The organism is Kitasatospora sp. NPDC056531 (assembly GCF_042794375.1).
Taxonomy (GTDB): Bacteria; Actinomycetota; Actinomycetes; order Streptomycetales; family Streptomycetaceae; genus Kitasatospora.
The window spans coordinates 75,252-101,701 of the sequence record NZ_JBHTTU010000018.1; the positions used below are offsets into that span (position 1 = coordinate 75,252).

Annotated in this window: 28 protein-coding genes; 14 read left to right on the forward strand and 14 right to left on the reverse strand. The window is 72.9% G+C overall.

The features are described from left to right. Window positions 1-53 precede the first annotated feature (53 nt). The gene (locus ACFQ87_RS18200) at window positions 54-701 is read left to right on the forward strand and encodes a Pr6Pr family membrane protein (RefSeq protein WP_380611770.1); all 648 of its coding nucleotides are present in this window, start codon (window positions 54-56) and stop codon (window positions 699-701) included. A 36-nt stretch (window positions 702-737) separates the two neighbouring features. Here ACFQ87_RS18200 and ACFQ87_RS18205 read toward each other — a convergent pair whose 3' ends face one another. From ACFQ87_RS18205 to ACFQ87_RS18215, 3 genes are all read right to left on the reverse strand, one after another. Continuing rightward, the gene (locus tag ACFQ87_RS18205; RefSeq protein WP_380611771.1) at window positions 738-1,112 is read right to left on the reverse strand and encodes a toxin Doc; all 375 of its coding nucleotides are present in this window, start codon (window positions 1,110-1,112) and stop codon (window positions 738-740) included. 64 nt (window positions 1,113-1,176) lie between these two features. Further along, window positions 1,177-1,389: a hypothetical protein gene (locus ACFQ87_RS18210; RefSeq protein WP_355673825.1), complete on the reverse strand. Its 213-nt coding sequence runs from the start codon at window positions 1,387-1,389 to the stop codon at window positions 1,177-1,179. 129 nt (window positions 1,390-1,518) lie between these two features. Then, window positions 1,519-3,126 carry an ABC-F family ATP-binding cassette domain-containing protein gene (locus tag ACFQ87_RS18215; protein ID WP_380611772.1) on the reverse strand — a complete coding sequence of 536 codons (1,608 nt, stop codon included), beginning with the start codon at window positions 3,124-3,126 and terminating at the stop codon, window positions 1,519-1,521. Between the two features lie 470 nt (window positions 3,127-3,596). On the opposite strand from ACFQ87_RS18215, the gene ACFQ87_RS18220 reads away from it, so the two are divergent. The 4 genes from ACFQ87_RS18220 to ACFQ87_RS18235 all read left to right on the forward strand — a co-directional run bounded on the left by ACFQ87_RS18220 (window position 3,597) and on the right by ACFQ87_RS18235 (window position 8,033). Continuing rightward, window positions 3,597-4,814, forward strand: coding sequence for a trypsin-like serine peptidase (locus ACFQ87_RS18220; protein WP_380611773.1), 1,218 nt, complete (start codon window positions 3,597-3,599; stop codon window positions 4,812-4,814). A gap of 118 nt (window positions 4,815-4,932) precedes the next feature. After that, a complete protein-coding gene (locus ACFQ87_RS18225; protein WP_380611774.1) occupies window positions 4,933-6,588 on the forward strand; it encodes an ABC-F family ATP-binding cassette domain-containing protein in 1,656 nt (551 codons plus the stop codon). A gap of 78 nt (window positions 6,589-6,666) precedes the next feature. After that, complete coding sequence (locus ACFQ87_RS18230) at window positions 6,667-7,350, forward strand: nitroreductase family protein (protein WP_380611775.1); 684 nt, start codon at window positions 6,667-6,669, stop codon at window positions 7,348-7,350. A gap of 92 nt (window positions 7,351-7,442) precedes the next feature. Then, on the forward strand, window positions 7,443-8,033 hold the full coding sequence (locus ACFQ87_RS18235) for a GNAT family N-acetyltransferase (protein ID WP_380611776.1): 591 nt from the start codon (window positions 7,443-7,445) through the stop codon (window positions 8,031-8,033). Between the two features lie 54 nt (window positions 8,034-8,087). Here ACFQ87_RS18235 and ACFQ87_RS18240 read toward each other — a convergent pair whose 3' ends face one another. Further along, entirely contained in the window at window positions 8,088-9,047 is a 960-nt protein-coding gene (locus ACFQ87_RS18240; protein ID WP_380611777.1) for an aldo/keto reductase, read from the reverse strand. 71 nt (window positions 9,048-9,118) lie between these two features. Further along, entirely contained in the window at window positions 9,119-9,757 is a 639-nt protein-coding gene (locus ACFQ87_RS18245; RefSeq protein ID WP_380611778.1) for a GDSL-type esterase/lipase family protein, read from the reverse strand. A gap of 293 nt (window positions 9,758-10,050) precedes the next feature. Between ACFQ87_RS18245 and ACFQ87_RS18250 the strand changes: the two genes are divergently transcribed. After that, window positions 10,051-10,647, forward strand: a complete 597-nt coding sequence (locus tag ACFQ87_RS18250; RefSeq protein ID WP_380611779.1) for a choice-of-anchor C family protein — start codon at window positions 10,051-10,053, stop codon at window positions 10,645-10,647. A 54-nt stretch (window positions 10,648-10,701) separates the two neighbouring features. Here ACFQ87_RS18250 and ACFQ87_RS18255 read toward each other — a convergent pair whose 3' ends face one another. After that, entirely contained in the window at window positions 10,702-11,667 is a 966-nt protein-coding gene (locus ACFQ87_RS18255) for a LysR family transcriptional regulator (protein WP_380611780.1), read from the reverse strand. Window positions 11,668-11,789: 122 nt separating this feature from the next. On the opposite strand from ACFQ87_RS18255, the gene ACFQ87_RS18260 reads away from it, so the two are divergent. From ACFQ87_RS18260 to ACFQ87_RS18280, 5 genes are all read left to right on the forward strand, one after another. Continuing rightward, window positions 11,790-12,668 carry an NAD-dependent epimerase/dehydratase family protein gene (locus tag ACFQ87_RS18260; RefSeq protein WP_380611781.1) on the forward strand — a complete coding sequence of 293 codons (879 nt, stop codon included), beginning with the start codon at window positions 11,790-11,792 and terminating at the stop codon, window positions 12,666-12,668. Continuing rightward, window positions 12,665-13,579 (forward strand): aldo/keto reductase, encoded by a 915-nt coding sequence (locus tag ACFQ87_RS18265; RefSeq protein ID WP_380611782.1) that lies wholly within the window; start codon window positions 12,665-12,667, stop codon window positions 13,577-13,579. Before ACFQ87_RS18260 ends, ACFQ87_RS18265 begins: the two co-directional genes overlap by 4 nt. Window positions 13,580-13,772: 193 nt before the next feature. Continuing rightward, the gene (locus ACFQ87_RS18270; protein WP_380611783.1) at window positions 13,773-15,287 is read left to right on the forward strand and encodes a carbohydrate binding domain-containing protein; all 1,515 of its coding nucleotides are present in this window, start codon (window positions 13,773-13,775) and stop codon (window positions 15,285-15,287) included. 163 nt (window positions 15,288-15,450) lie between these two features. Next, entirely contained in the window at window positions 15,451-15,852 is a 402-nt protein-coding gene (locus ACFQ87_RS18275; RefSeq protein ID WP_380611784.1) for a peptidase inhibitor family I36 protein, read from the forward strand. A gap of 87 nt (window positions 15,853-15,939) precedes the next feature. Next, window positions 15,940-17,346 carry an SDR family oxidoreductase gene (locus ACFQ87_RS18280; protein ID WP_380611785.1) on the forward strand — a complete coding sequence of 469 codons (1,407 nt, stop codon included), beginning with the start codon at window positions 15,940-15,942 and terminating at the stop codon, window positions 17,344-17,346. A 140-nt stretch (window positions 17,347-17,486) separates the two neighbouring features. Here ACFQ87_RS18280 and ACFQ87_RS18285 read toward each other — a convergent pair whose 3' ends face one another. Continuing rightward, window positions 17,487-18,230, reverse strand: a complete 744-nt coding sequence (locus ACFQ87_RS18285) for an SDR family oxidoreductase (protein ID WP_380611786.1) — start codon at window positions 18,228-18,230, stop codon at window positions 17,487-17,489. A gap of 113 nt (window positions 18,231-18,343) precedes the next feature. On the opposite strand from ACFQ87_RS18285, the gene ACFQ87_RS18290 reads away from it, so the two are divergent. Beyond that, window positions 18,344-18,973: a TetR/AcrR family transcriptional regulator gene (locus tag ACFQ87_RS18290; protein WP_380611787.1), complete on the forward strand. Its 630-nt coding sequence runs from the start codon at window positions 18,344-18,346 to the stop codon at window positions 18,971-18,973. A 16-nt stretch (window positions 18,974-18,989) separates the two neighbouring features. Here the strand turns inward: ACFQ87_RS18290 and ACFQ87_RS18295 are convergent, their stop codons facing one another. Further along, on the reverse strand, window positions 18,990-19,580 hold the full coding sequence (locus tag ACFQ87_RS18295; RefSeq protein ID WP_380611788.1) for a TetR/AcrR family transcriptional regulator: 591 nt from the start codon (window positions 19,578-19,580) through the stop codon (window positions 18,990-18,992). 120 nt (window positions 19,581-19,700) lie between these two features. Between ACFQ87_RS18295 and ACFQ87_RS18300 the strand changes: the two genes are divergently transcribed. After that, window positions 19,701-20,720: a hypothetical protein gene (locus tag ACFQ87_RS18300; RefSeq protein WP_380611789.1), complete on the forward strand. Its 1,020-nt coding sequence runs from the start codon at window positions 19,701-19,703 to the stop codon at window positions 20,718-20,720. A gap of 58 nt (window positions 20,721-20,778) precedes the next feature. Here ACFQ87_RS18300 and ACFQ87_RS18305 read toward each other — a convergent pair whose 3' ends face one another. Both ACFQ87_RS18305 and def read right to left on the reverse strand, forming a co-directional pair. Then, on the reverse strand, window positions 20,779-21,303 hold the full coding sequence (locus ACFQ87_RS18305; RefSeq protein ID WP_380611790.1) for a hypothetical protein: 525 nt from the start codon (window positions 21,301-21,303) through the stop codon (window positions 20,779-20,781). A 172-nt stretch (window positions 21,304-21,475) separates the two neighbouring features. Further along, window positions 21,476-22,168 carry a peptide deformylase gene (gene def, locus ACFQ87_RS18310; RefSeq protein ID WP_380611791.1) on the reverse strand — a complete coding sequence of 231 codons (693 nt, stop codon included), beginning with the start codon at window positions 22,166-22,168 and terminating at the stop codon, window positions 21,476-21,478. Window positions 22,169-22,238: 70 nt separating this feature from the next. On the opposite strand from def, the gene ACFQ87_RS18315 reads away from it, so the two are divergent. Next, window positions 22,239-22,772, forward strand: a complete 534-nt coding sequence (locus ACFQ87_RS18315) for an ArsR/SmtB family transcription factor (RefSeq protein ID WP_380611792.1) — start codon at window positions 22,239-22,241, stop codon at window positions 22,770-22,772. 24 nt (window positions 22,773-22,796) lie between these two features. On the opposite strand, the gene ACFQ87_RS18320 is transcribed toward ACFQ87_RS18315, so the two are convergent. The 4 genes from ACFQ87_RS18320 to hemC all read right to left on the reverse strand — a co-directional run bounded on the left by ACFQ87_RS18320 (window position 22,797) and on the right by hemC (window position 26,447). Then, window positions 22,797-23,333: a hypothetical protein gene (locus tag ACFQ87_RS18320; RefSeq protein WP_380611793.1), complete on the reverse strand. Its 537-nt coding sequence runs from the start codon at window positions 23,331-23,333 to the stop codon at window positions 22,797-22,799. Between the two features lie 53 nt (window positions 23,334-23,386). Then, window positions 23,387-23,560 carry a hypothetical protein gene (locus tag ACFQ87_RS18325; protein WP_380611794.1) on the reverse strand — a complete coding sequence of 58 codons (174 nt, stop codon included), beginning with the start codon at window positions 23,558-23,560 and terminating at the stop codon, window positions 23,387-23,389. 11 nt (window positions 23,561-23,571) lie between these two features. Further along, a complete protein-coding gene (locus tag ACFQ87_RS18330) occupies window positions 23,572-25,197 on the reverse strand; it encodes an IS200/IS605 family accessory protein TnpB-related protein (RefSeq protein WP_380611795.1) in 1,626 nt (541 codons plus the stop codon). Window positions 25,198-25,511: 314 nt separating this feature from the next. After that, on the reverse strand, window positions 25,512-26,447 hold the full coding sequence (hemC, locus tag ACFQ87_RS18335; RefSeq protein ID WP_380611796.1) for a hydroxymethylbilane synthase: 936 nt from the start codon (window positions 26,445-26,447) through the stop codon (window positions 25,512-25,514). Window positions 26,448-26,450: the final 3 nt, after the last annotated feature.

Sequence of the window (26,450 nt, forward strand, 5' to 3'; positions counted from 1 at the left end):
TCCCCTTAGCCGTCCGATACCTCCCGTATCGCCTGGAACGAACTGGTGGCCGCATGACAGTCCGGACCAGCCCCGCGCTGTGGTGGCGCATGGGCATCGTGCTCTCGGCGGGCCTCGGCCTGTCCCTCGGGGCGGCGTCGCTGGTGTACTTCACCGTGCAGAGCAACGTGATCGTGCTCGGCTACTTCATCGGCGCGGTGTACTGGATGGTCAAGCGCGACACCGTGGACGCGCCCGCGCCCCGGCTGCGCGGCGCCGCCACGCTGTACATCCTGATCACCGGCCTGGTCTCGCACATCCTGCTCCAGCACGGCGCCGACCCGCTGCCCGGGCTGGTCGGCGGGCCGGACCGGCTGGCGCACTGGTCGTCCTTCTTCCTGCACTACGTGACGCCGGTGATGGTGCTCGCCGACTGGCTGCTGCTGAAGCCCCGCAACGCGGCGGCCTGGAAGGACATCCCGCTCTGGCTGGCCTTCCCGCTCGGCTACGCGGCGATCGTGCTCGCCCGCAACGCGCTGTTCGCCGACTTCCCGACGCCGTACCCGTACTTCTTCTTCGACCCGACCACCAAGGGCTACGGCTACGTCTGGGGCCAGATCGCCCAGCTGACCGTCGAGTTCGTCGTGCTCGCCGCACTCGTCGTCGGGCTGGACCGGCTGGGCACCCTGGTCGCGGCCAGGCTCAGACCCGCGAGGGCATGAGGACCGCGGCGGCCGGCCCCGGACAGGCCCAGGGCCTCAGATCCGCCAGGCGCGGATCCGGTCGGCCGCCGCGTACACGTCCGCCCGGCCGTCGGCGATGTCGCGGGCCAGCTCGACCAGCGCCCCGTACGGCGGGTCGATCCCCTCTCCGGCCGCGTGCATGTACGCGGCCGTCGTCATGCAGGCGTACAGGTTGTTGCGCACCGGGAGCGGGCGCAGCAGCACGATGGTGTGCATCAGCGTGGCCGCGCACCAAGCGGCGTCGGCGTCGTGGCCGAGCTGGGCGGTGTTCACCCGGTGTCGGGCCACGGCGGCCTGCAGCGCCGAGTAGTCCCGCACGCTGAGGTCCTCCGGGGAGGCCAGTTCCTGCACGTCGAGCAGCCAGCGCAGGTCGACGTGCAGGAGTGTCACGCCCTCGTCCCTCACCGCGCTCCGACCCCCGCCGAGCCAGGTCCCGACACCGCGCCGCCGCCCCTCACGCGGCGGGCGCGTCCTCCGGGAACGCGGCGTCGAACTCTGCCTGGTGCGCCTTCCAGAACGCCACGGCGTGGTCCACGAACACCCGGCGCTGCTGCTCCCGCACGCTCAGGTCGTGGACGTACGCCTTCACGCTCTTGCCGTCCGCGGCGGCGGCCTCGCGGATCGCGGCGAGTTCGTGCTCCGTGTACTCGATGTTGAGCGCTGGCATGTCGCCGATGGTACTGCAGCGAACGGAAGTTGGGACCAGGGCAAGAGGTGGTCCTGCCGAACTGACCGTCGCACCTGCACCGCGCCGGGGCAGCGCTGACCGCCGCACCGGCGCCCGCGCCACACCCCGCTACATCGGATCCACCCCCCTCAGTTCGCCGTCCAGCTCCAGCCACCTGGTCAGCCCCAGACCGCGCAGGAACGGCAGGTCGTGGCTGACCACGATCAGCGCGCCCTGGTAGGCGGCCAGTGCCTGGGTGAGCTGGCGGACGCTGGCCAGGTCCAGGTTGTTGGTCGGCTCGTCGAGCAGCAGCAGCTGCGGCGGCGGGTCGGCCAGCAGCAGGGCGGCCAGCGTCGCCCGGAACCGTTCGCCCCCGGACAGGGTGCCGGCCGGCTGGTCCGCCCGGGCGCCGCGGAACAGGAAGCGGGCGAGCCGGGCACGGATCGTGTTGTCCCCGGCGGCCGAGGCGAACAGCTTGACGTTCTGCGCGACGGTCAGCTCGTCGTCCAGCAGGTCGAGCCGCTGCGGCAGGTAGCGCGAGGAGACCGGGGTGGTGATCTCGCCCTCCAGCGGAGCGAGTTCGCCCGCGATGGTGCGCAGCAGGGTGGTCTTGCCGGAGCCGTTGCGCCCGACCAGTGCGATCCGCTCGGGGCCGCGCAGGTCGAGGTCGGCGGTGGCGCCGTAGGGCAGCCTGACCTTCTGCAGGGTGAGCACGGTGCGCCCGGCCGGCACGGCGGTGCGCGGCAGGTCGATCCGGATCTCGGCGTCGTCGCGCACGGCCTCCTCGGCGGCGGTGAGCCGCTGTTTGGCCTCCTCCAGTCGCTCGGTGTGCATGCCGGTCAGCCGGCCCGCCGTCTCCTGACCCTTGCGCTTGAGCATCCCGGCGAAGATGTGCGGGTCGTTGCGGGTGACCGATCGCTTCTTGCCGTAACTGGCGCTGCGCTCCAGCTTGGTGCGGGCGTCCACCAGGTCCCGCTTCTGGCGCTGGACGTCGGCCTCGGCGTTGCGCAGCAGCCGCTCGGCCGTCTCCTGCTGGGCGGCGAGGGTGCGCTCGTACTCGGCGAAGTTGCCGCCGTACCAGGTGACTTCACCACCTCTAAGGTCGGCGATCTGGTCGACGTACTGGAGCAGCTCGCGGTCATGACTGACGATCAGCATGGCACCGTTCCAACCGGCCACCGTCTCGTAGAGCCGCTCGCGGGCGGCCCGGTCGAGGTTGTTGGTGGGCTCGTCGAGCAGCAGGACGTCGGGGCGGCGCAGCAGCAGGGTGGCGAGCCGCAGCAACACCGCCTCCCCGCCGGAGAGTTCACCGGTGGTGCGGTCGAGGCCGAGGCGGTGCAGGCCGAGCCGGTCGAGGGTGGCGCGGGCGCGCTCCTCGACGTCCCAGTCCTCGCCGACGGCGTCGAAGTGCCGCTGGTCGGTGTCGCCGGACTCGATGGCGTGCAGGGCCTCGCGGGCGGCCCGGATGCCGAGCGCCTCGTCGACCCGCAGCCCTGTGTCGAGCGTCAATCCCTGGGGCAGGTAGCCGAGTTCGCCCTCGATCCGGACGGTGCCGCCGGTGGGGGTGAGTTCGCCGGCGATCAGCCGCAGCAGGGTGGACTTGCCGGCGCCGTTGAGCCCGATCAGTCCGGTGCGGCCGGGGCCGACGGCGAGGTGGAAGCCCTCCAGGACGGGCTTGCCGTCGGGCCACTCGAACGTGAGGTCGGTGCAGAGGACGGCGGTGGTGGGTTGTGCCATGTAGGGCCTCCCGGTTGGTTGCTGAAAGGGGTGGTGAGCAACACGGGGAGACACCGCGGGTGCGGAACCGGAACGGCCTGAGGACAGGGGGCGCGGCAAGGCGCCACGGGGCCGTGACTGAGGTCGCACACTCGCACACCGCGCTACGGCAGCAGGGCCTGCGCGGCGGGGCGGTGTCCCGGGACCTCAGTAGAGCAACGGCCTTCTCCTTGTCTGGCTGATGACGCGTTCCACGGTAGGGAGGTCGACGGACGCGTGCAACCGATTAACCCGGGCCCCGGTTTCCGCGCCCCGGACGGAGGACAGGTGCCGATCCGGTGCCGATCCGGTGACAGCCCCGTACCGGCCGGGGTCGGATGTAAGGAGTTCCTTATCCGCATGGCAGACTCCTCACCTGCCATACCTGCGGCCCCGGGGCCGCACCCGCGAAACGGGCCGTATGGCGGTAGTCAACAGGGGGAATTGAACTCATGTCACCGATATCCCGGTCGAGCCGTGCTGTCCTGGGCGCCTCCGTCGCCGCGCTGACCATGGTGGTCGCCACCGGCTGCGGGCCGGACAACAGCGACCCGGCCGGAGCCCAGACCGCGGCTCCCAGCGTCGCGGCCAGCGCCTCCGGCAAGCCGGGCGCGGCCCCGATCAAGCTTCCGACGCTCGAAGAGCTGAAGACCTGGAAGCTCGAGGACTGGGACAAGTGGGCCCAGGCGAACGTCATCACCCCGGCGGCCAAGGGCTACTGGACCCTGCAGAAGCTCCTGAACGCCAAGCCCAAGCCCCTGCCGCAGGCGCCCGCCCAGGGCCCGACGCAGGCACCGGCCCAGCCGACCGCGGCGCCGACCAGCGCCGCCCCGGCCCAGCCCACCGCCGCCCAGCCGCCGACCGGGCCGGACCAGCTGCCCGCCGTGGTCCCGGCGAAGCCCGTGGCGCACCCGTTCCCGAAGAACATGCACGTCAACGGCAAGATCTTCTTCAAGGACGGCAACGACGACTACGTGTGCTCCGGCACCGTCGTCTCCGACCCGGCCAACCCCGGCAAGAGCAACCTGGTGTGGACCGCGAGCCACTGCCTGCACGGCGGCAAGGGCAACAAGTACTACACCGACATCACCTTCGCCCCGGCCTTCAACAGCAACGGCGTGCTGAGCAACGGCAACAAGCAGAAGTCCAAGCTGGAGGACGCCGAGCCGTACGGCGAGTGGGGCGCCACCGCCGGCATGGTCTCGCCGCAGTGGACGCAGGAGGCCGACCCGGAGCACGGCGGCCCGTGGAGCCAGTACGACTTCGGCATCATCAAGGTCGCCAACCCCGACCCGAACGGCAAGTCGCTGGAGGAGACCGTCGGCGGCTCGGTGCCGCTGTGGTTCAACGCCCCACGTGACCAGCTGTCCGCCGTCTCCAACTACGGCTTCCCGGAGGGCAAGCCCTTCGACGGCGTCGAGCTGGAGCACTGCGACGGCGGCAAGCCGGCCGCGAAGGCCGGAGTCCCGGACCGCCCGGCGATGCTGATGATCGGCTGCAACATGACCGGCGGCAGCAGCGGCGGCGGCTGGTACGCCACCAAGGACGGCAAGCCGGCCCTGGTCAGCGACACCTCCATCGGCAACGGCGCCAACACCTACGAGGCCGGCCCGTACCTGGAGGACGTCGCGGCGCACATGTTCGACTACTTCTCCAAGAAGGCCAAGTGAGCCGCTGAACCGGCGACCCGCTGAGCGATCGGCCCCCGGGCCTTTCCGGCCCACCGCCCGCTCCCCGGTCGCGGGCTTTTCCGGTGCCGACCCCGCTCCTCCTACAATCGGCCACATCATGAGCGCCACACTCGTAGTCAAGGACCTCAGCGCCGGCCACGGCGAACGCACCCTCTTCTCCGGCCTGGACCTGGTCGTCGCCCCCGGCGACGTGATCGGCCTGGTCGGCGTGAACGGCGCCGGGAAGTCGACCCTGCTGCGCCTGCTGGCGGGCCTGGACACACCCGAGGCCGGTTCGCTGCGGCTCAGCCCGGCGAGCGCCAACATCGGCCACCTGCCGCAGGAGCCGGAGCGGCGCCCGGGCGAGTCGGTGCGCGACTTCCTGGCCCGGCGCACCGGCGTGGCGGCCGCGCAGGCCGCGCTGGACGAGGCCACCGAGGGCCTGGTCGAGGGCCGGGCCGGCGCCGACGACGCGTACGCGGCGGGCCTGGACCGCTGGCTGGACCTCGGCGGCGCCGACCTGGAGGAGCGGGCCGAGGAGGTCGCCGACTCGCTCGGGCTGAAGGTCTCCCTCGACCTGCCGATGACGGCGCTCTCCGGCGGCCAGGCCGCCCGCGCGGGCCTGGCCTCGCTGCTGCTCTCCCGCTACGACGTGTTCCTGCTGGACGAGCCCACCAACGACCTCGACCTGGACGGCCTGGAGCGGCTGGAGGCCTTCGTCAAGGGCCTGCGCACCGGCACCGTGCTGATCAGCCACGACCGCGAGTTCCTGGCCCGCACCGTCACCAAGGTGCTGGAGCTGGACCTGCACCAGCAGCAGGTCAACCTGTACGGCGGCGGCTACGAGGCGTACCTGGAGGAGCGGGCGGTGGCCCGCCGGCACGCCCGCGAGGACTACGAGGAGTACGCCGACACCAAGGCCTCGCTGGAGGCCCGGGCCCAGATGCAGCGCAACTGGATGGAGCACGGCGTCCGCAACGCCCGGCGCAAGGGCGGCGACAACGACAAGAACGCCAAGGCGAAGCGCACCGAGTCCACCGAGAAGCAGGCCTCCAAGGCCCGGCAGACCCAGCGGATGATCGAGCGGCTGGACGTGGTCGAGGAGCCGCGCAAGGAGTGGGAGCTGCGGATGGAGATCGCCACCGCTCCGCGCTCCGGCTCGGTGGTCGCCACCCTGCGCGGGGCGGTCGCCCGGCGCGGCGGCTTCGGCTTCGGCCCGGTGGACCTGCAGATCGACTGGGCCGACCGGGTCGCCATCACCGGCGCCAACGGCGCGGGCAAGTCCACGCTGCTGGCGGCCCTGCTCGGCCGGCTGGAACTCGACGGCGGCAGCGCCGTGCTGGGCTCGGGCGTGGTGGTCGGCGAGGTGGACCAGGCGCGCGGGCACATCTTTAAGAACAAGCACAGCCTGGGCGGCGAGCCGCTGTCGGAGGCCTTCGCGGCCGCCGTACCGGAGTTCACGCCGGAGGAGGTGCGCACCCTGCTGGCCAAGTTCGGGCTCAAGGCCGTGCACGTGCTGCGCCCGGCCGCCACCCTCTCCCCCGGCGAGCGCACCCGGGCCGCGCTGGCGCTGCTCCAGGCGCGCGGGGTCAACCTGCTGGTGCTGGACGAGCCCACCAACCACCTGGACCTGCCGGCGATCGAGCAGTTGGAGTCCGCGCTCGGCTCGTACACCGGCACCCTGCTGCTGGTCACCCACGACCGGCGGATGCTGGACACCGTGGCGGTGAACCGGCGGATCGAGGTCCGGGACGGACGGGTGCACGAGCTCTAGCCGCCCCGGGCCGCCCCCCGCCCCCGGATTGGTCTCGACCTCTTCCCGGAGCGATCGTCATGTGCTGTGCTGTCGACCATGGTTGACAGCACAGGCAGTGCGACGACCGGGACGCCGTACCCGAGCGTCCCGCTCACCCCGATGACGGTGCCGGCCCACGAGGCCGAGGCCCGCGGCAGGGCCTTCCACGACGTGATGGCGCGGCGCCGGACCGTCCGCGACTACTCCACCCGCCCGATCCCGGACGGGGTGGTGGAGTGGGCGGTCCGCACCGCGAGCACCGCGCCCAGCGGCGCGCACGTCCAGCCCTGGCGGTTCGTGGTGATCACCGACCCGGAGCGCAAGCGGCGGCTGCGCGAGGCGGCCGAGGCCGAGGAGCGCGAGTTCTACGACCACCGGGCCTCGGCGGAGTGGCTGGCCGCGCTGGCGCCGATCGGCACCGGCTGGCGGAAGCCGTTCCTGGAGGACGCACCGGCCGTGATCGTGGTGTTCGAGGTGCACAAGGGGCCGCAGTCGCCGCGGCCGTACTACACCAAGGAGTCGGTGGGGATCGCGGTCGGGCTGCTGCTGGCCTCGCTGCACCAGGCCGGGCTGGCCACGCTGACCCACACCCCGAGCCCGATGCGGTTCCTCAACGAGGTGTGCGACCGCCCGGCGGAGGAACGGGCCGCCTACGTGATCCCGGTCGGCTACCCCGCCGAGGGGGCGCGCGTGCCGGATCTGCGGCGCAAGGAGCTCGACGAGGTGCTGGTCCGGCTCTGACGCGCCGGGGCGGCGCCGGGTGCGCCCCCGGCCGGGCCGCGGCCGCCGGTTCCGGATGGTGACAGGTCCCGGCCAAGGACATAATCGCCGCCATGAGCCAAGCCCAGCCGCGGTCCTGCGACCCCCCGGAGGTCACCACCGGGCGGCCGCCCGAGCTGCTGCGGCTGCCCGGCGGCCTCCGGCTGCACCGCCGCCGCAGCACCCACGCGGCGGCGCTGAACAAGGCCGTCCGCGCCAACCTGGACCATCTGCGGCCCTGGATGGAGTGGGCGGCCGAGGCCCCCACCCGGGCACGGACCACCGAGCTGACCCGGGCCGGCACCGCCGCCTGGGAGGCCGGGACCGACTTCATGTACCTGGCCGAGCTGGACGCCGAACCCGGCCGGGTGGTCGGCGCCCTCGGGCTGCACGGGCGGATCGGCCCGGGCTCGCTGGAGATCGGCTACTGGGTCGCCGCCCGGCACGTCGGCCGCGGCATCGCCACCGCCGGGGCGGGGGCGCTGACCGAGGCCGCACTGGCACTGCCCGGGATCGTGCGGGTGGAGATCCGCTGCGACCAGGCGAACGGTGCCAGCGCGGCCGTTCCGCGCAAGCTCGGCTACCGGCTGGACCGGGTCGCCGAGGCCGCCGTCCTGGCTCCCGGGGAGACCGGACGGCAGCTGGTGTGGGTCATGGAACGCTGACCGTACGGGCCGAGCGGGCCGAGCGCCGGACCCGGCAGGTGTGGCGCCGGACCGTCAGGCGTAGCGCCCGCCCTCCGCGGCCGGCAGCGCGTCCAGCTCGGCCAGGTCGGCCGCCGAGAGCTCGACCCCGGCCGCGGCCACGTTGTCCACCAGGTAGCGCGGCGTCTTGGTGCCCGGGATCGGGAAGACGTACCGGCCCTGCGCCAGCACCCAGGCCAGCGCGATCTGCGCGGGGGTGGCGCCGATCCGCTCGGCGATCTCCCTGACCTTGGCGACCAGCGCCAGGTTGGTCTTCAGCGCGTCCTGCTGGAAGCGCGGCAGCCGGCGGCGGAAGTCGTCCTCGGGCAGCTCGTCGAAGGAGGAGATGCTGCCGGTCAGGAAGCCGCGGCCGAGCGGCGAGTAGGGCAGGAAGGCGATGCCCTGCTGCTCGGTGTACGGCAGCACGTCGTCCAGCACGTCCCGGGTCCACAGCGACAGCTCGGACTGCACCGAGGCCACCGGGTGCACCGACTGGGCCCGCTTGATCTCCTCGACGGTCACCTCGGAGAGGCCGATCCGGCGCACCTTGCCGGCCTGGACGGTCTCGGCGAGCGCGCCCCAGGTCTCCTCGATCGGGACGTCCGGGTCGACCCGGTGCAGCTGGTAGAGGTCGACGTGGTCAGTACCCAGGCGGCGCAGGCTGTCGTCGATCGAGCGGCGCACGTGCTCGGGGCTGCCGTCGCGGGCGCCCGACCCGCCGATCTGACCGGGGACGATGCCCACCTTGGTGGCCAGGAAGGCGCGCTCGCGGTGCGGGCCGGCCAGCGCGGCACCGACCAGTTCCTCGTTGGTGAAGGGGCCGTACATGTCGGCGGTGTCGATCAGGGTGACGCCGAGGTCCAGCGCCTGGCGGATCACCCCGACCGACTTCTCGTCGTCGCGGTTCTGCGCGTCGTAGGCGAAGGTCATCCCCATGCAGCCGAGGCCGATGACGCCGACCTCAGGGCCGTCGCTGCCGAACGAGGCTTTGCGCATGCCAGTGCTCCGATCCGATGTCCGTGGGTTGGATCAACCCGCCCAGCTTTCACCTTCGAGTGCGCTCAAGGTCAAGTCCGACGCGGAGTTGGCTCGATCCAGTCCCCGAACCCGCCGAGGAGCACCAGCTCGGCGAGCCGCGTGTAGCCGCCCGCGCCCGGGTGGGCGCCGTCCGCCGCCTCGGCCTCGGCCGTCCAGGTCGGGTCCTCGGCCAGTGCCTCGGTGACGTCGACGAACGGGACGCCGGAGGAGGAGCAGAGTCCGGCCATCGCGGGGACGAGCCGCAGCAGCCGCGCCAGGTGGTCCGGGCCCAGACCGACCACCGGGGGCGGGCCGACCACCAGGGCGGCGATGCCGCGCTCGCGGGCGCCGTCGAGCAGGGCCGCGAGGTTGGCCAGGGTGTCCGGTTGCGCGACCCGGGGCGCGCCGCCTTCCGTCACCGCGTCGTTGGCGCCGAAGGAGAGCACCAGCCGGTGGTCGGCCCCGGGCAGGGTGCGGGCCTCGACCTCCGCCCAGCAGTGCTGCCGCACCTGCGCCGAGGTGTGGCGCCGGACGCCGAGGTTGAAGGCGGTGGCGTGCGGCGCGGCGGCCTGGAGCACCCGACCGACCCAGCCGCGGAACTCCGGGTCGCCGAGGCCCTGGACGAAGGAGTCGCCGAGGAAGCAGATCCGTGGGCCGTCGAAGGGATCACCCGGCGTTCGTATGGTCATCAGGCCACCGTAGGGGTGCGAGCGGGGCGCGTACCTCCGCTTTCACCACCGGGCCCGGGGGCCGGGCGGTCGGCCAGGAGGGTTCGCCCCCGGACGAAAGGGCATTCGCCCCCGGACGGTCCGCCGAGCCTGCGGCAACCGCCCCTGCGGCAAACCGGCGCGTAGGAGCCCGCCCTCACGCGCCCCGCACCACCGGGCGCCGCCCGTCCGGTCTTGGCAGAGCGCTCCGGGACGGTCGACCCTCTGTGCACAGCCGATCATCTCGGTCTTTCACCACGGAAGTTGGGGTACAAATGTCGCTCTCGCGCACCCGCGTCGCCGCCCTCGCCCTGTTCGTCGCCGCCGGCACCGCGCTGGCCGCCCCGGCGCAGGCGGCCGGCGGCCACCGCGCCCTCAGCCACTTCGACGACGGCAGCTTCGAGTCCCCCAAGGTCGCCGCGAACAGCTTCATCGAGCCGGTCGCCGGCCAGAACATCGGCCCCTGGCAGGTCACCAGCGGCAGCGTCGACCTGATCGGCGTCGGCTTCTGGCAGGCCGCCGAGGGCGACCAGTCCCTCGACCTCAACGGCGCCGGCCCCGGCGCCGTCGCCCAGACCTTCACCACCGTCCCCGGCGCCACCTACTCGGTGACCTACGCCCTGGCCGGCAATCCCGACGGCGGAGTCGCCCTGCGCACCGGCCGGGCGCTCATCGACGGACAGGACTTCCAGGACTTCTCCTTCGACGTCACCGGCAAGACCAGGACCGCGATGGGCTACGTGGGCCGGCAGTTCAGCTTCGTCGCGCAGAACTCCGCCACCACGCTGACCTTCGAGAGCACCGTCGGGGGCGTGTACGGGCCGGTGCTGGACAACGTGCAGGTGAAGGAGTGCAAGCCCTGCTGCGGCTGATCCCGAGCCGTTGACGTCCTGCCCTTGACCTCCCGGGCGGAGGCGGACGGAGCCTCACATCGGCGCCTCCGCCTCCGCCCTCGTCTCCGGCTCCGCCCTCGTCTCCGTCTCCGTCTCCGCGACCAGCCGGGACGCCAACTCCTCGGCCAGGCGCGCGGCGTGGCCGCGCCGACGGCGGGCCAGGGCCAGGCCCAGGTGGCGGCGGGGGCCGGGCTCGGCGAGCGGCAGAGCGACCAGGTCCGGGTGTCGGGTCAGCCCGATCTCGGGGATCAGGGCGATCCCGATGCCGGCCCGGACGAGCGACTGGGCGAAGTCGTAGTCCGTCGCGGTGCAGGAGATCCGCAACTCGACGCCGGCCAGGGCGGCGTGGCGGGCGAGCTGGCCGGCGGACTTATGGCAGCCCAGGATCCAGCGCTGGTCGGCGAGTTCGGCCAGGTGCGGGGGCTCGGGCCGGGCCCGGTAGCGCGCCGCGGCCGGGTGGCGGCGCGGCAGGACGACCCGCAGCGGGTCCTCGCCCAGCGCGGTCCAGTCCAGGCCGGAGCGGTCGCCGGGCCGGACGGGCGGCGGGCCGTCGAGGTGGTAGGCGAGGGCGAGGTCGGCCCGGCCCTCGCGGACGGCGGGCAGGCTCTCCTCCGGCTCCGCCTCCAGGATCGTCAGCTCCACCTCCGGGTGGTCGGCGACGAATCCGGCCAGGGCGGAGGGCAGCAGCCGTCGGCCGCCGCTGGCGAAGGCGGCGACGGTCAGGGCGGTGCGCACGGCGGTCAACTTCTCGATGCGCTGCTGGGTGTCGGCCAGTTCGGCGGCGATCGCGTCGGCCGCCTCCACCAGCAGCCGCCCCGCGTCGGTGAGCGTGACGCCGCGCGTGGAGCGCTCGACCACGGGCGCACCGAGGCCGCGCTCCAGTGCGGCGATCTGCTGCGAGACCGCCGAGGGTGTGCAGTGCAGCGCCGCGGCCGCCCGGTTGAAGCTGCCGAAGCGGGCGACCTCCCGCAGCACCGCGAGCCGCTGAACGTCGATCAACAGTTCTCCTAATGACGGGGCGTCCACACCGACACTACCGCTGTCGAACCGATCCCGGCAGGCTGATCACCGAGAACGGACAGCACCGGACCAGGGAGGGATCGCGAGCAGTGGACGTGTGCGTGATCGGAGGCAGCCGCTACTTCGGGAGACGGCTGATCGAGGACCTGCGGGACGCCGGCGCGACGGTGACCGTCGTCAACCGAGGCTCGACCCCCGCACCCCGGGGCGTGACCCACCTGCGCGCCGACCGCGACGACGAGAGCGCGCTGCACGCGGCCCTCGCCGACCGGCGCTTCGACACCGTCGTCGACCAGGTCTGCTACACGCCCGTCCAAGCGGCCGTCGCCGCCCGGGTCTTCGCCGACCGCACCCCGCGCTACCTGCTGACCTCCACGATCGAGGTCTACGCCCACCTCGGCCGCCCCGGCGGGCCGCCCCTCGCGGAGGAAGCCGTCGACCTGTCGGCCCAGCCGGTGGACCTGCGACTCCCCTGGGCGGACCCGGCGTTCCAGGAGGCCCACTACGGCGAGGGCAAGCGCCAGGCGGAGGCCCTGCTCACCCGGCAGGCGCCCTTCGACGTCGCCACCGTGCGCACCGCGCACGTCCTCGGCGGCGCCGACTTCACCGGACGGCTGGCGCATCACGTGGAGCGGATCGAGCGCGGCCTGCCGGTGGCCGTCCACCCCGCGCCGCAGAGCGCCTCCTTCATCCACGAGGCGGAGATCGCCCGCTTCCTGGGCTGGGCCGCGACGGCCGACTTCACCGGGGCCGTCAACGCGGCCTCCCGCGGAACGCTGGACGTACGCGAGTTGTGCGTGGCGATCGGCCGCGAGCTGGGCACCGAGCCGGTGCTGACGGCAGGGACCGGTGAGCCGCTCTCGCCGTTCTCCTTCGACCGCTGCTACGCGATGGACACCGGCCGGGCGGCCCGCCTCGGCTTCCGCTTCTCCCCGATCACCGACTGGCTGCCCCAGGCCGTCAAGGAGGCCCGCCGATGACGCCCGCCCCCGCTCCGCCCGTCGCCACCCGCGCCACCCGTGCCATCGGCGGCGTCACGGTGAGCGCCGTCGGCCTCGGCGCGATGCCGCTGTCCGTCGAGGGCCGCCCCGACCAGGACCAGGCCGTCCACACGATCCACGCCGCCCTCGAAGCGGGCGTGACGCTGATCGACACCGCCGACAGCTACCACTGGCACGCCGGTGAACTCGGCCACAACGAGCGCCTCATCGCCCGCGCGCTCGCCGCCCACGGCGGCGGCACGGACGAGGTGCTGGTCGCCACCAAGGGCGGCCGGGGCCGCCCGGGCGACGGCACGTGGACCGTCAACGGCGACCCCCGCCACCTGCGCCGCGCCGCCGAGGCCTCGGCGCAGCGGCTCGGCGTGGCGGCCATCGGCCTCTACCAGCTCCACAAGCCGGACCCGGCCGTCCCCTTCACCGACTCCGTCGGCGCGCTGCGCGACCTCGCCGACGCCGGCACCATCCGGATGGTCGGCCTCTCCAACGTGGACTGCGAGCAGATCCGCACCGCCCGGGAGATCCTCGGCCCGCGCCTGGTCTCGGTGCAGAACCGCTTCTCCCCCGCCCACCCCGCCACCCGCGACACCCTCGACCTGTGCACCGAACTCGGCCTGGCCTTCCTGCCCTGGAGCCCGCTCGGCGGGATCTCGCCCAGCGCCGTCGACGCCCCGGGCACCGGCGCCCCGGCCTCGGACACGCCCTTCCACACCCTCGCCCGCGCCCACGGCGTCAGCCCGCAGCGGGTCTGCCTCGCCTGGCACCTGGCACAGTCCCCCGCCGTCATCCCGATCCCGGGCGCACGCCGCCCGGCCTCCATCCGCGACTCGGCAGCGGCGGGCGAACTCACCCTCTCGGCACCGGAGCTGGCGCAACTGACCCGCCGTCCTTAAACCCGCCCTAAAACCTGCTCTCGGCGGGCTTACGGAAGTCGGGAAGTGCTTGACGTGCACAGCTGGTCTAGTCCAGTTTGATCCTCAGCACCGCGCCCCTCCCCCCGCACCGCGCCAGCCCCCACGCTGCCGCCCGCCCCGCGTCTGCCCACCTTCGCGGCGCGGGCGGCCCACCGTCCCGAGAGGCACCCCCATGCCCAGCGCGCTCCAGCACGCCCCCACGCACCGCCGGCCGGCCGGCCGGACCAAACTGCTGAGCCTCGCCGCCGCCACCGTGCTCGCGGCCGGCGGCCTGGCCGCCCTCGCCGGGAACGCCGGCGCCGCCGACGGCAACCTGCTCGCCAACGCCGGGTTCGAGAGCGGCACGCTCGACCCGTGGAGCTGTTCCGGCGGGACCGGCAGCGTCGTCAACTCCGGCGCGCACAGCGGGACCTACGCGCTCAAGGGGGCGGCGAGCGCGAGCGACACCGCGCAGTGCTCCCAGACCGTGAGCGTCCAACCCAACACCACGTACAACCTCGGCGCCTGGGTGCAGGGGCAGTACGTCTACCTCGGCGTGACCGGCAGTGGTGTCACCGACCCGGCCACCTGGACCGTCGGCGGCCCCAACTGGCAGCAGCTGTCGACCAGTTTCACCACCGGCCCGAACACCACCAGCGTCTCCGTCTACCTGCACGGCTGGTACGGGCAGGGCGCCTACCTGGCCGACGACATCACCCTCACCGGCCCCGGCGGTGGCAGCCCCAGCACCCCGCCGACCACCGGCACGCCCACCGGCACCCCCACGGGCACACCCACCGGCGGCCCGAGCACCCCGCCGCCGAACGTCCCGCTGCCGGTCGCCCCGTACATCGACATGGGCGCCTGGCCCACCCCGGCCATGCCGGACATGGCCAAGGCCGGCGGCGTCAAGGGCTACACCATGGGCTTCGTCACCGGCGTCGGCTGCAAGGCCAGCTGGTTCAACGCCTACGACCCGCGCACCGGTTGGGCCAAGGACCAGGTCGACGCGCTGCGCGCGGCCGGCGGCGACGTCAAGCTCTCGTTCGGCGGCGCCAGCGGCACTGAACTCGCCGCCGCCTGCGGCTCGGTGGACTCGCTGTTCGCCGAGTACGACGCGGTCGTCAACGCCTACAACCTGCGCTACGTCGACTACGACATCGAGGGCGCGGCGATCGCCGACACCGCCTCCAACGACCGCCGCTCCGCCGCTCTCGCCAAGCTCCAGCAGGCCCACCCCGGCCTCAAGGTCTCGCTCACCCTGCCCGTCCTGCCCGAGGGCCTGACCAGCGAGGGCGTCGCGATCGTCAAGTCCGCCCGCGACGCCGGGGTCGACCTCGACCTGGTCAACATCATGGCGATGGACTACTACCGCTCCGGCACCGACTACGGCAACGCCGCCGTCCAGGCCGCACAGTCGCTCTTCGGCCAGCTCAAGGCGCTCTACCCGGCGAAGTCCGACGCCCAGCTGTGGGCCATGGTCGGGGTCACCCCGATGATCGGCGAGAACGACGACCACCAGATCTACAACCAGGCCGCCACCCAGCAGTTGGTGACCTTCGCCAGGCAGAACCACCTGGGTCTGCTGGCCTTCTGGGACGCCACCCGGGACGCCAACGCCTGCACCGGCGGCTCGCTGTCGAAGTGCACCAACATCCCGCAGCAGCCGTACGAGTTCGCGAAGATCTTCAGCCAGTACGCAGGCTGATCCCGGTGTCCGAGGTGCCGGCGGGCCGGGGGCCGCCGGCACCTCGGCACGTCCTCCCGCATGTCCGAAACCCGCGCATGATGCCGTCCGTTCGTCCGGGAACCATCTAGCATGCGGTGATGCCGACAGCACTGTCGGTCACCGTCTCATGCTGGGAGCCCCCGTGCGCCACCGTCTGCTTCGCGTCGCCCTCGCCTCCTTCGCCGCCCTCGGCCTCGCCGCCGCGACCGCCCCCGCCGTCCACGCCGACCCGGCGGCACCCGCGGCCGCTCGCTGCCCCAAGGGCCACCTCTGCCTCTTCGAGGGCCCGCACCAGACCGGCCGCATCCTGCTCGACGAGGACGCCCACATCACGAAGGACGGCTTCAAACTGCGCGAGCTGGACGACGTCGAGCCGCCGATCTTCCCGCGCTCCGCCCGCAACCCGCTCCCGGACGACTTCGGCTGCATCATCCGCCTGAACGACAAGCCGAACTTCGGCGGGGACGAGCAGGAACTCGTCGGCTTCGGCAACCACGAGCTCGACGGCCGCCGGGTCGCCTCGCTGACGTCCGACTGCGGCTGAGCAGGCCGAGCCCGGAGAAATTGGCATCTCATCGTCCCGGACCGTCGATTACAGTCCCTCAAACCTGTACGGCACGAGGGGGCGGACATGACGGTCCGGGACGACCACGACCAGCTCGACACGATCTTTCCGACCGGCGAAGCCGCCTGTGCGGCGGGCCTCACCCCCGAGGAACTCGCCGCGTTCAGCCACACCCTCGGCCGGCTGCGCGCACTCCCCTCCCACGACCGCACCCGACTGCACGCCGAGCGCCAACTCAGCTCCTTCGTCATGGAGAGCCGCAAGCGCCGCCGCCAGGAGGCCAAGCAGGCCGTCCGGCAGGCCGACGCCGAGCTGCTCGCCACCACCGCCACCGGCGGCCGGCACCGTCGCGAGGACGCGCCGCTCGCACCGGCCACGGGAGGGCAGGTCGGCGAGCTGCAGATCCCACGCAAGTGCTACGTCTGCAAGCAGGCCTACCGCCAGGTCGACGGCTTTTACCACATGCTCTGCCCGGACTGCGCGGCCGACAACACCGCCCGCCGGGCCCTCAGCACCGACCTGCGCGGACGCCGCGCGCTGCTCACCGGCGGGCGGGTGAAGATCGGCTTCCAGTTCGCGCTGATGTTGCTGCGCGACGGCGCCGAGCTGATCACCACCAGCCGCTTCCCGCAGGACACCGTCCGCCGCTTCCGCGCCGCCGAGGGCAGCGAGCAGTGGTGGGAGCGGCTGACCGTGGTCGGCATCGACCTCCGCGACCCACGCCAAGTCCTGGGGCTGGCCGAGGAGTTGCTGGCGGACGGCCGCCCGCTGGACATCCTGGTCAACAACGCCGCGCAGACCCTGCGCCGCCCGCCCGAGTCGTACGCCCTGCTGGCGGCGGGCGAGTCCGCAGCCCTGCCGGGCGCCGACCGCCGGGCCATCACCCATGCGCCCGGATTCCGGCCGTCCGCCATCGCGGCCCAACTCCCCGCAGGGGCCGACTCCTTGCTGAACTTCACCGACGAGGCCGGACTGCTTCCCGACCTCGCGCCCGCCAACTCCTGGTCCGCCACGCTCGGTTCGCTCGATCCGGCGGAGGTGCTGGAGACCCAGCTGGTCAACGCCCTGGCTCCGGCCCTGCTCTGCGACCGGCTGCTGCCGCTGCTACTCGCCTCCCCGAACCCCGCCCGCTACATCGTCAACGTCACGGCGGTGGAGGGCCGGTTCGCGGTCCGCAACAAGACCTCGCGCCACCCGCACACCAACATGGCCAAGGCCGCGCTCAACATGCTCACCCGCACCAGCGCGGCCGAACTCGCCACCCGGGGCGTGCACATGTGCGCCGTCGACACCGGCTGGATCACCGACGAGAACCCGGCCCCGAAGAAGACCCGGATCGCCGCCCAGGGCTTCCGCACCCCGCTGGACATCGTGGACGGCGCGGCCCGGGTGTACGACCCGATCGTGCGCGGCGAGTCGGGGCACCCGGTGTCGGGGGTGTTCCTCAAGGACTACCGGGTGGCGGAGTGGTGACGGCTCAGGTGTCGTAGCAGCCATCCCAGGGAGCATGGAAGCCGAGGCCGTCGGGGTACGGGTGACCTGCGACAACGGCCCGGCCCGGGAGCGATTCCCGGGCCGGGCCGCGCGGTGTGCTCAGGCGTGCTCAGGCGTGCTCAGCGGCCGGTGGGCAGGTTGGCCCCGCCGGTGCAGTCGAGGACGATGCCGGTGACGAAGGTGTTCGCCGCCAGCATGTGGATCGCCCGGGCGACGTCCTCGGGGCGGCCGACCCGGCCGACCGGGGTGGTGGCAGCGAGGCCGTCGAAGAGCGCGGTGCGCTGCTCGGCGGGGACGCGGTCCCACCACGGGGTGTCGACGACGCCGGGCGAGACGGCGTTGACCCGCAGCGGGGCGAGTTCGACGGCCAGCGGCGGGACCATCGCCTCCAGGGCCCCGTTGATGGCGGCCAGGCCGGCCGTGCCGGGGATGGCGGCGCGGGCGGAGGCGGCGGTGATCAGGGTGACCGAGCCGTCCTCACGCAGGTGCGGCAGCGCCGACTGCAGGACCCGGACCTGCGGCCAGAACTTGGCGTTGAAGCCGGTGGCGAGGTCGGCCAGGTCGAGCCGGGCGAACGGGCCGCTGCCGGCCGCGCCGCTGACCGCGACCACCAGGTGGTCGACGCCGCCGAGTTCGGCGAAGAAGGCCGCGGTGGCGGCCGGGTCGGTCGCGTCCACCTGCTGACCGGTGGTCTTGCCGCCGATCCGGGTGACGGCGGCGTCCAGCTTCCCGCGGTCGCGGCCGGTGATCACGACCTCGGCGCCGTCCGCCGCGAAGGCGGTGGCGGCCGCCTCGCCGATGCCGGAGCTGCCGCCCATCACGACGACGCGCTGTCCGGCGAAGAGGTTCGATGCAGTGCTCATGGTGCTGGGCCCTTCCGGCTTGGTCGAGTTCTTGTCGAGACCACTGGTTCCGGTAATGATGCTTGCCGAGACTGCTAGTCTTGTCAAGCGGGCAGGAAGAAAGGGACACCACGATGAGCGAGACCAACCACCGAGCCGAGCAGAGCCCGTCCGCGCGCCCGCACACCGGACGCCGCCGCAACGAGGCCGCCCACCGCGCGATCCTGGACGCCGCGCTGCTCCTGCTCGCCGAGTCCGACGGCACGCCCGTCACCGTCGACGCGATCGCCCGCGCGGCGGGCGTCGGTAAGCAGACCGTCTACCGCTGGTGGCCCTCCAAGGGCGCCGTCCTGCTCGACGCCCTCACCGACCGCGCCGACCAGGACGTCCCCGGCCCGGACACCGGCGCCCTGCGCACCGACCTGCACGCCTTCATCGCCGGCACCTTCGACGCCGCCCAGCACAGCACCACCGCCTCCGCGCTGCGCACCCTCACCCGCGAGGCCGCCCGCGACCCGCACCTGGCCGAGCTGATGCAGAGCTTCACCGCCGCCCGCCGGACCGAGCTGCGCGAGCTCCTCTCCCGGGGACGCGAGCGCGGCGAACTGGCCGGGGACGCCGACCTGGACCTGATCGTGGACCAGGTCTACGGGGTGTTCTGGTACCGCTTCCTGCTCGGGCACGGCCCGTTGGACGGCGCCGTCGCCGAGCGGCTGGCCGACTCCCTGGTCGCCGGGAACGCCACCGGGAACGCCAAGGCCTAGCCGGGAACAGCGAGGTCTAGCCGAGCGCGCTCCGCCGCCGCACCAGCGGCAGGTAGACCTCGTCCACGATCTCCACCAGGACGTCGTCGGGCGCGCTCGGCACACCGCGCACGACGAACTCGTTGCGCAGCAGCACGATCGCCACCGTCGCCACCCTCGGGTGCAGCGCCTCCGGCGCCGCCTCGCCGCGGGCGACGGCGCGGCCCAGCACGGTGAGCCAGGGCGCGGCCGCCGCGTCGCCGGACTGGTCCTGCAGCTGCGCCAGGACCTCCGCCGCACCGCCCGCCGCGGCCAGCAGGTCGCGCAGCACCCCGCCGAGCGGGGAGCTCCAGTGTCGGTTCGCCTGGCGCAGCAACTCCAGGACGTCGCCGCGCAGTTCACCCGTGTCGGGAAGCGGCGCGGCCTTGGCGAGCTGCTTGTAGGCGGCGATGCCGAGGGAGATGCGGTTCGGCCAACGGCGGTAGATGGCGTTCTTGTTGGTGCCCGCGCGGGCGGCGACCTTGTCCATGGTCAGCCCGGCGAACCCGGACTCGGCGAGCTCCGCGACCGCCGCCTGGAGGATCGCCTCCTCCAGCGCCGCCCCGCGCCGCCGCGTCTGCCCGGCCATGCCCACGCTCCGCCCTCGCTGTCGCCCGTACCGCCCCATCCTTCTTGCCATCCCGAGCCAACGGCAACTACGGTACTTGCCGTACCGTAAGTTCTCTACTCGCCAGGAAGGTACAAGACCATGCGCACCAAGGGAATCAGCTACGACACCGGCTTCCTCAGGGACGGTGCGTACTCACGCAAGCGGTTAGACCCGGAGACGGTCGAGCGGGAGCTGCGGATCATCCGCGACGAGCTGCACTGCACCGCCGTCCGGATCATGGGCGGGGACGCGGACCGGATCGAGCTCGCCGCCGGGTACGCGGCCGACCTCGGCCTGGAGGTCTGGTTCTCGCCGTACCCGCTGGAGCTGACCGGCGAGGAGATGCTGCGGCTGTTCGCCGACTGCGCCGGGCGGGCGGAACGATTGCGGCGGCGCGGGGCCGAGGTGGTGTTCGTGGCCGGCGCCGAGCTCAGCCTCATGAACCCGGGCTTCCTGCCCGGCGACACCACGGACGAGCGGGTCGCCCTGCTCGCCCGGCCGGAGGCGGTTCGGGAGCACATCGGCGCGGTGAGCGGCAAGGTCAACGCCTTCCTCCGCACGGCCGTGGCCGCCGTCCGCGAACACTTCGAGGGCCCGGTCACCTACGCCGCCGTCCCGCTGGAGCGTGTCGACTGGACGCCCTTCGACGTCGTCTCCCTCGACCTCTACCGCTCCGCCGAGACCGCCGACCGCTTCGCCGACGGCGTCCGCGACCTGACGGCCCAGGGCAAGCCCGTCGCCATCACCGAGTTCGGGTCCGCCACCTACCGCGGCGCGGGCGACCGGGGCGCGCTCGGCCTGGAGATCGTCGAGTACGGCCCCGACGGACCGGTGCGCCTCAACGGCAGCCACCAGCGCGACGAGCCCGGCCAGGCCCGGTACCTGCGCGAGCTGCTCGCGGCCTTCGACGCCGGCGGGATCGACGCCGCCTTCGTGTTCACCTTCGCGCTCTACGACTTCGTCCACCGCCCGGACGGCGACCCGCGCGCCGACCTCGACCTGGCCAGCTACGGCATCGTCAAGGTCTACGAGGACCGCCCGGGCAGCAGGTTCCCCGGCCTCCCCTGGGACCCGAAGGAGGCCTTCACCGCGGTCGGCGAGTACTTCCGGACGCACTGACACCCACGAAAGCGCAGGAAGTCGGCGGGTCCGACTTCCTGCGCGTACTGGAGGGGGCTCATGCGGTGCGGGTGCGGCGGCGGTAGTACGAGATGCCCAGCGCGATGGTGATCGGCCCCCAGAGCATGGCCGGGCTGACGCAAACCCGGTAGAGGGCCTCCCACCACCCGTTGCTGAACCCGACCTCGTTGAACACGCCGATCCAGGCGAGCGGCTGGAGCCCGAACAGCCCGAACAGCACCAGCCCGCCCAGCACCGTCGCGACGAGCGGCCCGAGCGGCGGCACCCGGCGCCCCCGCAGGAACGGCACCCAGCGCGGGAACACCTCGCCCCAGCCGCTCACCAGCCCCAGGGTGAGCAGCGCCAGCGCCTCGGTGATCACGCTCAGGCTCAGCACGTACGGGGTGGCCCACCAGACCCAGGCCGGGCGGTTCGGGTCGACCATGCCCATCTGGAAGTCGAAGGCGAACGGCAGCCGCCATAGACAGTGCGACAGGACGACGAACGGGAGGGCCTTGGCGAGGCGCAGGGCCCAACGGGGGACGGGGCGTTCGGTGTCACCGACCGGGATGTTCTTCAGCATGTGTCCACCCTCGCCGAGACCACCCCGCCCCCACCTCGACCGCACGGCCGAACCGACTCCCCCTGCGGAGCCAGTTACGTATGCGTCAGCAGGCTGATGTACCCCCGGTCCGGGCCCTCCGGCCGGGGCCGTTCCAGCCGAGTGGCGACGGCGGCCAGGAACCCGGGCTCGCTCATGACGAGGCCATGCCCGACGAGTCCGCGCCCGACCCCGCCCGGTCCAGTGCCACCGGGTCCAGCCGACGGCAGCGGCAGGAGTCGTCGCAGAACTCCACCGTGCCGCGCCAGTCGAGCCGCTCGGCGAGCTTGTCGCGCTGCGCGAACACCTTCTCCCGCCGCCGCTCCATCTGCCGCAGCACGTCCTTGCGGTCGCGCTTCGAGAGCCGGTCCACGTACAGCTGCCCGTCGAGGTGGTCCGTCTCGTGCTGGAGGCAGCGGGCGAAGTAGCCGGTGGCCTCGATGGTGCGGGCCCGGCCGTGCCGGTCGTATCCGTGCACCACGGCCCGGGCCGGGCGAGCGAGCCCGGTGTTCGCGCCGGGGACGGAGAGGCAGCCCTCCTGGTCCTCGATCAGCGGGCGTCCGGGGGCCTGGGGCTCGACCACCGGGTTGAGCAGGTGGCCGGTGTGGCGGACGCCGTCGTCGTCGGGGCAGTCGTAGACGAACAGGCGCAGGTCCACGTCCACCTGGTTGGCGGCTAGCCCGCAGCCGTCGGCCACGTACATGGTCGCGAACATCGAGTCGATCAGACCGGCCAACTCCGGGCTGCCGAAGTCCTGTTCGGCGGCGGGGCGACAGGGGCCGTGCAGGATCGGCTCCCCCACCTCGGTGATCCGCAGGACGGTCGGACGGTCACTCTGGCCGGACATCGGCGCGCTCCTCAGGCGATTCCCGCATGACGACTTGTCAGCGACTTTGCAAAGTAGCAGACTTTGCAAAGTGACTGAGGAAGACATCGCCACCCCCACCGGCGCTCTGCCCGAGCACGCCGTCCGCACCGCCCTGCTGGACCTGCTCGCCGAACGCGGCACCCTCACCTCCACGGAGGCGGCCGCGCGCCTGGGGCACAGCTCCGGGCTGTGCTCGTTCCACCTGCGGCAGCTGGCTCGGTACGGACTGATCGAGGAGGCGCCGGCGACGGACGGCCGGGCCCGTCCATGGCGTCTCGCCCAGGCCCGACAGCAGGAACCCGCCGACGGGTTCGGCGAGCTCGCCCGCGGCCTGGAGGACGAGAGCTACCGGCGCTGGCTGGCCCGGCGCGCCGAGGCCCCGGCCGACTGGCAGCAGGACGAGGCGTTCAGCACCGTCGTCTACCTGACCCCGGACGAGCTGACCGCCGTCGGCGAGGCCGTCCGCCGACTCCTCGCCCACTACCGCGGCCGCGAGGCCGACCCGGCCGCCCGCCCCGCCGACGCCCGCCCGGTCGCCGCCGTCACCCGGCTCTTCCCACTGCTCCCGAACGAGCAGCCGTAGCGGACGGGAAGCCGTGGCGGGAGCTCACACCGAGCGCGCCCGGGCCCTGGTCACCGTCCGCGCCACCGGCCCGAGCACCAGCCCCAGCGCCGCCCCCAGCACGACCCCCTGCAGCCCGTCCCAGACGTCCTGCACATCGCAGTCCCGCCCGATCGCCGGCACCGCGTACTGCAGCGCCGACACCGCGAACGGCAGCACGGCGGCGCCCAGCAGCGCCACCGCCGCCCGCCGCCTGGTCCCGGCCAGGGCGGCGGCGAAGCCCACCGGGGCGTAGGTCGCCAGCTTGAGCTCGATGTGCCGCACGTGCAGCAGTTCGTGCGGCGAGCGCGGCCGCCCGCCCCGCACCGTGCAGTGCCGCACGGCGTCCTCCGACAGCCGGAACGCCTCCGGCAGCAGGGTCGCCACGACCACCCCGCCGAGTCCGAGCAGCAGCAGGAAGCCCACCACCCAGTGGGCCCGCAGCAGCCGCCCCACCGGCCGGTTCAGCAGAGCCGCCGGCACCAGCGAGAGCAGCAGCCCGGGCCAGAACATCGGCATCCCGCCGAGCACCACACTGATCACGCCTCAACGGACGCCCCGAACACCCACCCGGTTCTCGCCCGCCGGGGCCGGAATCACTGCACGATCAGGTCGGTGGCGAGGTCCCAGTGCACGCACTTGACCGCGACCAGGCGCCCGCCGGGCGAGCGCCCCAGGTACACGATCCCCATCCCGCCACTGCCGAGCCGGGCCAGCAGCCGGTAGCGGCCGCCGATCGCCGTCGGATCGGTGGGTCTCAACGGCTCCACGTCCACCGTTCCTAAAGACTGAGCGGGAGTGAGTCCTGTTGCCAGGACCCATGCTCAGCCGAACGCCCCGAACGGTCTTGGGCGTTCTGGTCGACCGCGTTCCTGCCACGTCCGGTCCCATCGGATCGTGTCCGTGGTCCGGGTACGCGGGGGCGGTTTCCCTCGCTCCCCCAGGTGCCGGGTCGGGCCTGGGCGGTCCGATGCCTGCCAGCATCGCTCTGGTGCTGGCAGGGCGGTGCCGTCCGACGCCTGATCCGGTGCCCGAGGGCGCGTCTGCCGATGGCCACCGAAGCGGCGGCGTGTCGGCTGGTCTTGCGGTTTGTGGTGGTGAGGGGATCTTGCCAGTGCTCAGCGCCCCACATGCTGGTGTAGGCGGGATCGACAGCGATCACGCCGATACCGGCTTCCGCGCACATCGACAGCAGGCGCGCGCGGATCTTGCCGGTCGGGATGCCGGAGATCAGCTGCCGGAACCGCTTCTTGCGGCCGTGTTTCTCCCGGGTCCTGGAGTCGGTGAAATCGAGGTCCTCGATCGCGATGGCCTGCACGCCCGTGGCCCGCGCCCAGTGCAGGAGACGGGTGAGCGCGTGGCGCAGCTGGGCGTCGCGGTGGTCGGCCGACCCGGACAGGTCGTAGTCGAAGCAGCGGGGTGCGCCTATCGGGTTTCCGTGGGCATCCAGGTGCCAGGCGGCGAGGTGGTCGGCGTTGGTGTCGACCCCGATGACGCCTTGGGCGCGAAGGGCGTCGAGTGGGATGGCCGGGAGGTCTTTGCGGGTCCACGAGGCGTCGAGGTACCAGCGCCCGGACGTGGTGTCGAGGTGGATGCGGTAGGCAACGGCCCGGTTCACTTCGATCCGGTCGCGCCACTCCTCGCCCCGGTGCGGGAACGTGACCTTCGCCGCGAGGACGTACCGGCCGTGCCCGGCGTTCGCGTGTTCGGCAAGGGGAGCCGGAAGTCTGATCGACACGTGTCCGTCGGGAGTTACGCGGATCGTCTCGTTCCCGTACCGTTTGCCGGACTCGCCGTCAGCGGCGAGGAACCAGCGGGCGGCTTCCCACTCCCCACGCCACTGCTCCTGCGACTTCCCCGCTGCGTCCAGGTTGTGGCGAGTGTTGAGGAGTTTGCGGCCGCCGCGTACCACTGTCACCCGGCCGGCCTCGTGGTCGGCCTTCACTCGCGCGTACTCGCGCTCCAGGTGCGCCAGGCGCCGGGACTTGGCGTGCCATTCCCGGCGCGAGTGGTACCCGCCGGGCTGCCGCTTGGTGCCCTTGGCGCCGATCGGAAGGGCGAGGCGGTGGCGGATCACGGCGATCCCCGTGGCGAGCCCCCGCAGGTGCTGCCATTGTGCGCGGCGCGACAGGCCCCACTGGTCGTACGTGGCCTTGGTGATGGACCCGGCCCAGCGCGACGACGACTGCGGGGTGAGGTCCCGCTTGCGGGCCGCCCATGTCTGGGCGGAGTGCTCCAGGGCGTCGGTGACCCGCCGGGCCAGATCCCGCGAGGCGAGAGAAGCGAGGTGTCCGCCGACCAGGCGTAGCACCGCGTCGTCCTCGGCGGTCAGGCCCTTGAGTCGGTCCCGTATGCACACACCCGAGGCTGCGTCGGCGACGAACGGCCGAGCGATCTGCCGCAACATCGCCACCCGCTCCCTCCGCCCTCGCGAATCCTTCGACCACGGACATGCTGGCACGCCCAGCAGCACCAGCAGCCCGAAACAGGCGAAGCGAAACCTTCTCGACAACGCCCCGGCAGAAATCGGCAAAGTCACTCATGAACACCAAAGATCACTCAACAAAACTCAACTGCCAACGGTTCACCACCCCGGCGCGCCCGTCCCGCACGCTCCGATTCAACGTCAGCTTTCGCGTCGTGCAACCCGGATCATGTCAGCAGCGGGCGCGCCGGAAAAGATCGCGACGGTAAAGCCTGGCCTCGGGGCGGGAAGCGGCTTCAGTGCGGGATCGAGGCGATCAGCTCCTGCGCCCCCTGCCGCTTGAGCGCCAGGGCCACCGAGGTGCCGAGGTCCTCCGGGCTGAGCGCGCCGGCCCACTCGTGGGCGTCCAGCACCCGCTTGCCGTCCGGGGTGAATACCCGGCCGCGCAGCGAGAGCCGGCCGTCCGCCTCGGCCTTGGCGTAGCCGGAGATCGGGCTGTTGCAGTGGCCCTGCAGCACGTGCAGGAACATCCGTTCGGCCGCGGCCTCGCGCCAGGTGTCGTGGTGGCCGAGGCCGGTGACGGCCTCGATGGTCGCGGTGTCGTCCTCGCGGCACTGCAGGACGAGGATGCCCGCGCCGATCGGCGGGCACATCTCCTCGACGCCGAGGACCTCGGTGATCCGCTCCGGCTCGCCGATCCGCTCCAGGCCGGAGACGGCGAGCAGCAGTGCGTCCACGTCCCCCGCCGCCAGCTTGGCGAGCCGGCTGTTGGCGTTGCCGCGGATCGGAACGCACTCCAGGTGCGGGTGGGAGGCGGCGAGTTGGGCGATGCGGCGGACGGAGGAGGTGCCGATCTTGGTGCCGGGCGGGAGTTGGGCCAGGGTCAGGCCGCCGGGGTGGACCAGCGCGTCGCGGATGTCGTCGCGGCGCAGGTAGGCGGCGAAGACGGTGCCGGCGGGCAGCGGGCGGTCGGCGGGCACGTCCTTGAGGCAGTGCACGGCGACGTCGGCCTCCCCGGCGAGCAGTGCGGCGTCGACCTCCTTGGTGAAGGCGCCCTTGCCGCCCAACTGGGCGAGGTCCCCGGTCCAGCGGTCGCCGGAGGTGGTGACCGGCACCACCTCGGTGCGCAGCCCCGGGTGCAGGGCGGCGAGTTCGGTGCGGACCCGGTCGACCTGGGCGAGCGCCATGGGCGAGGAGCGGGAGACGATGCGGATCAGCTCAGCGGTGGCCATGGC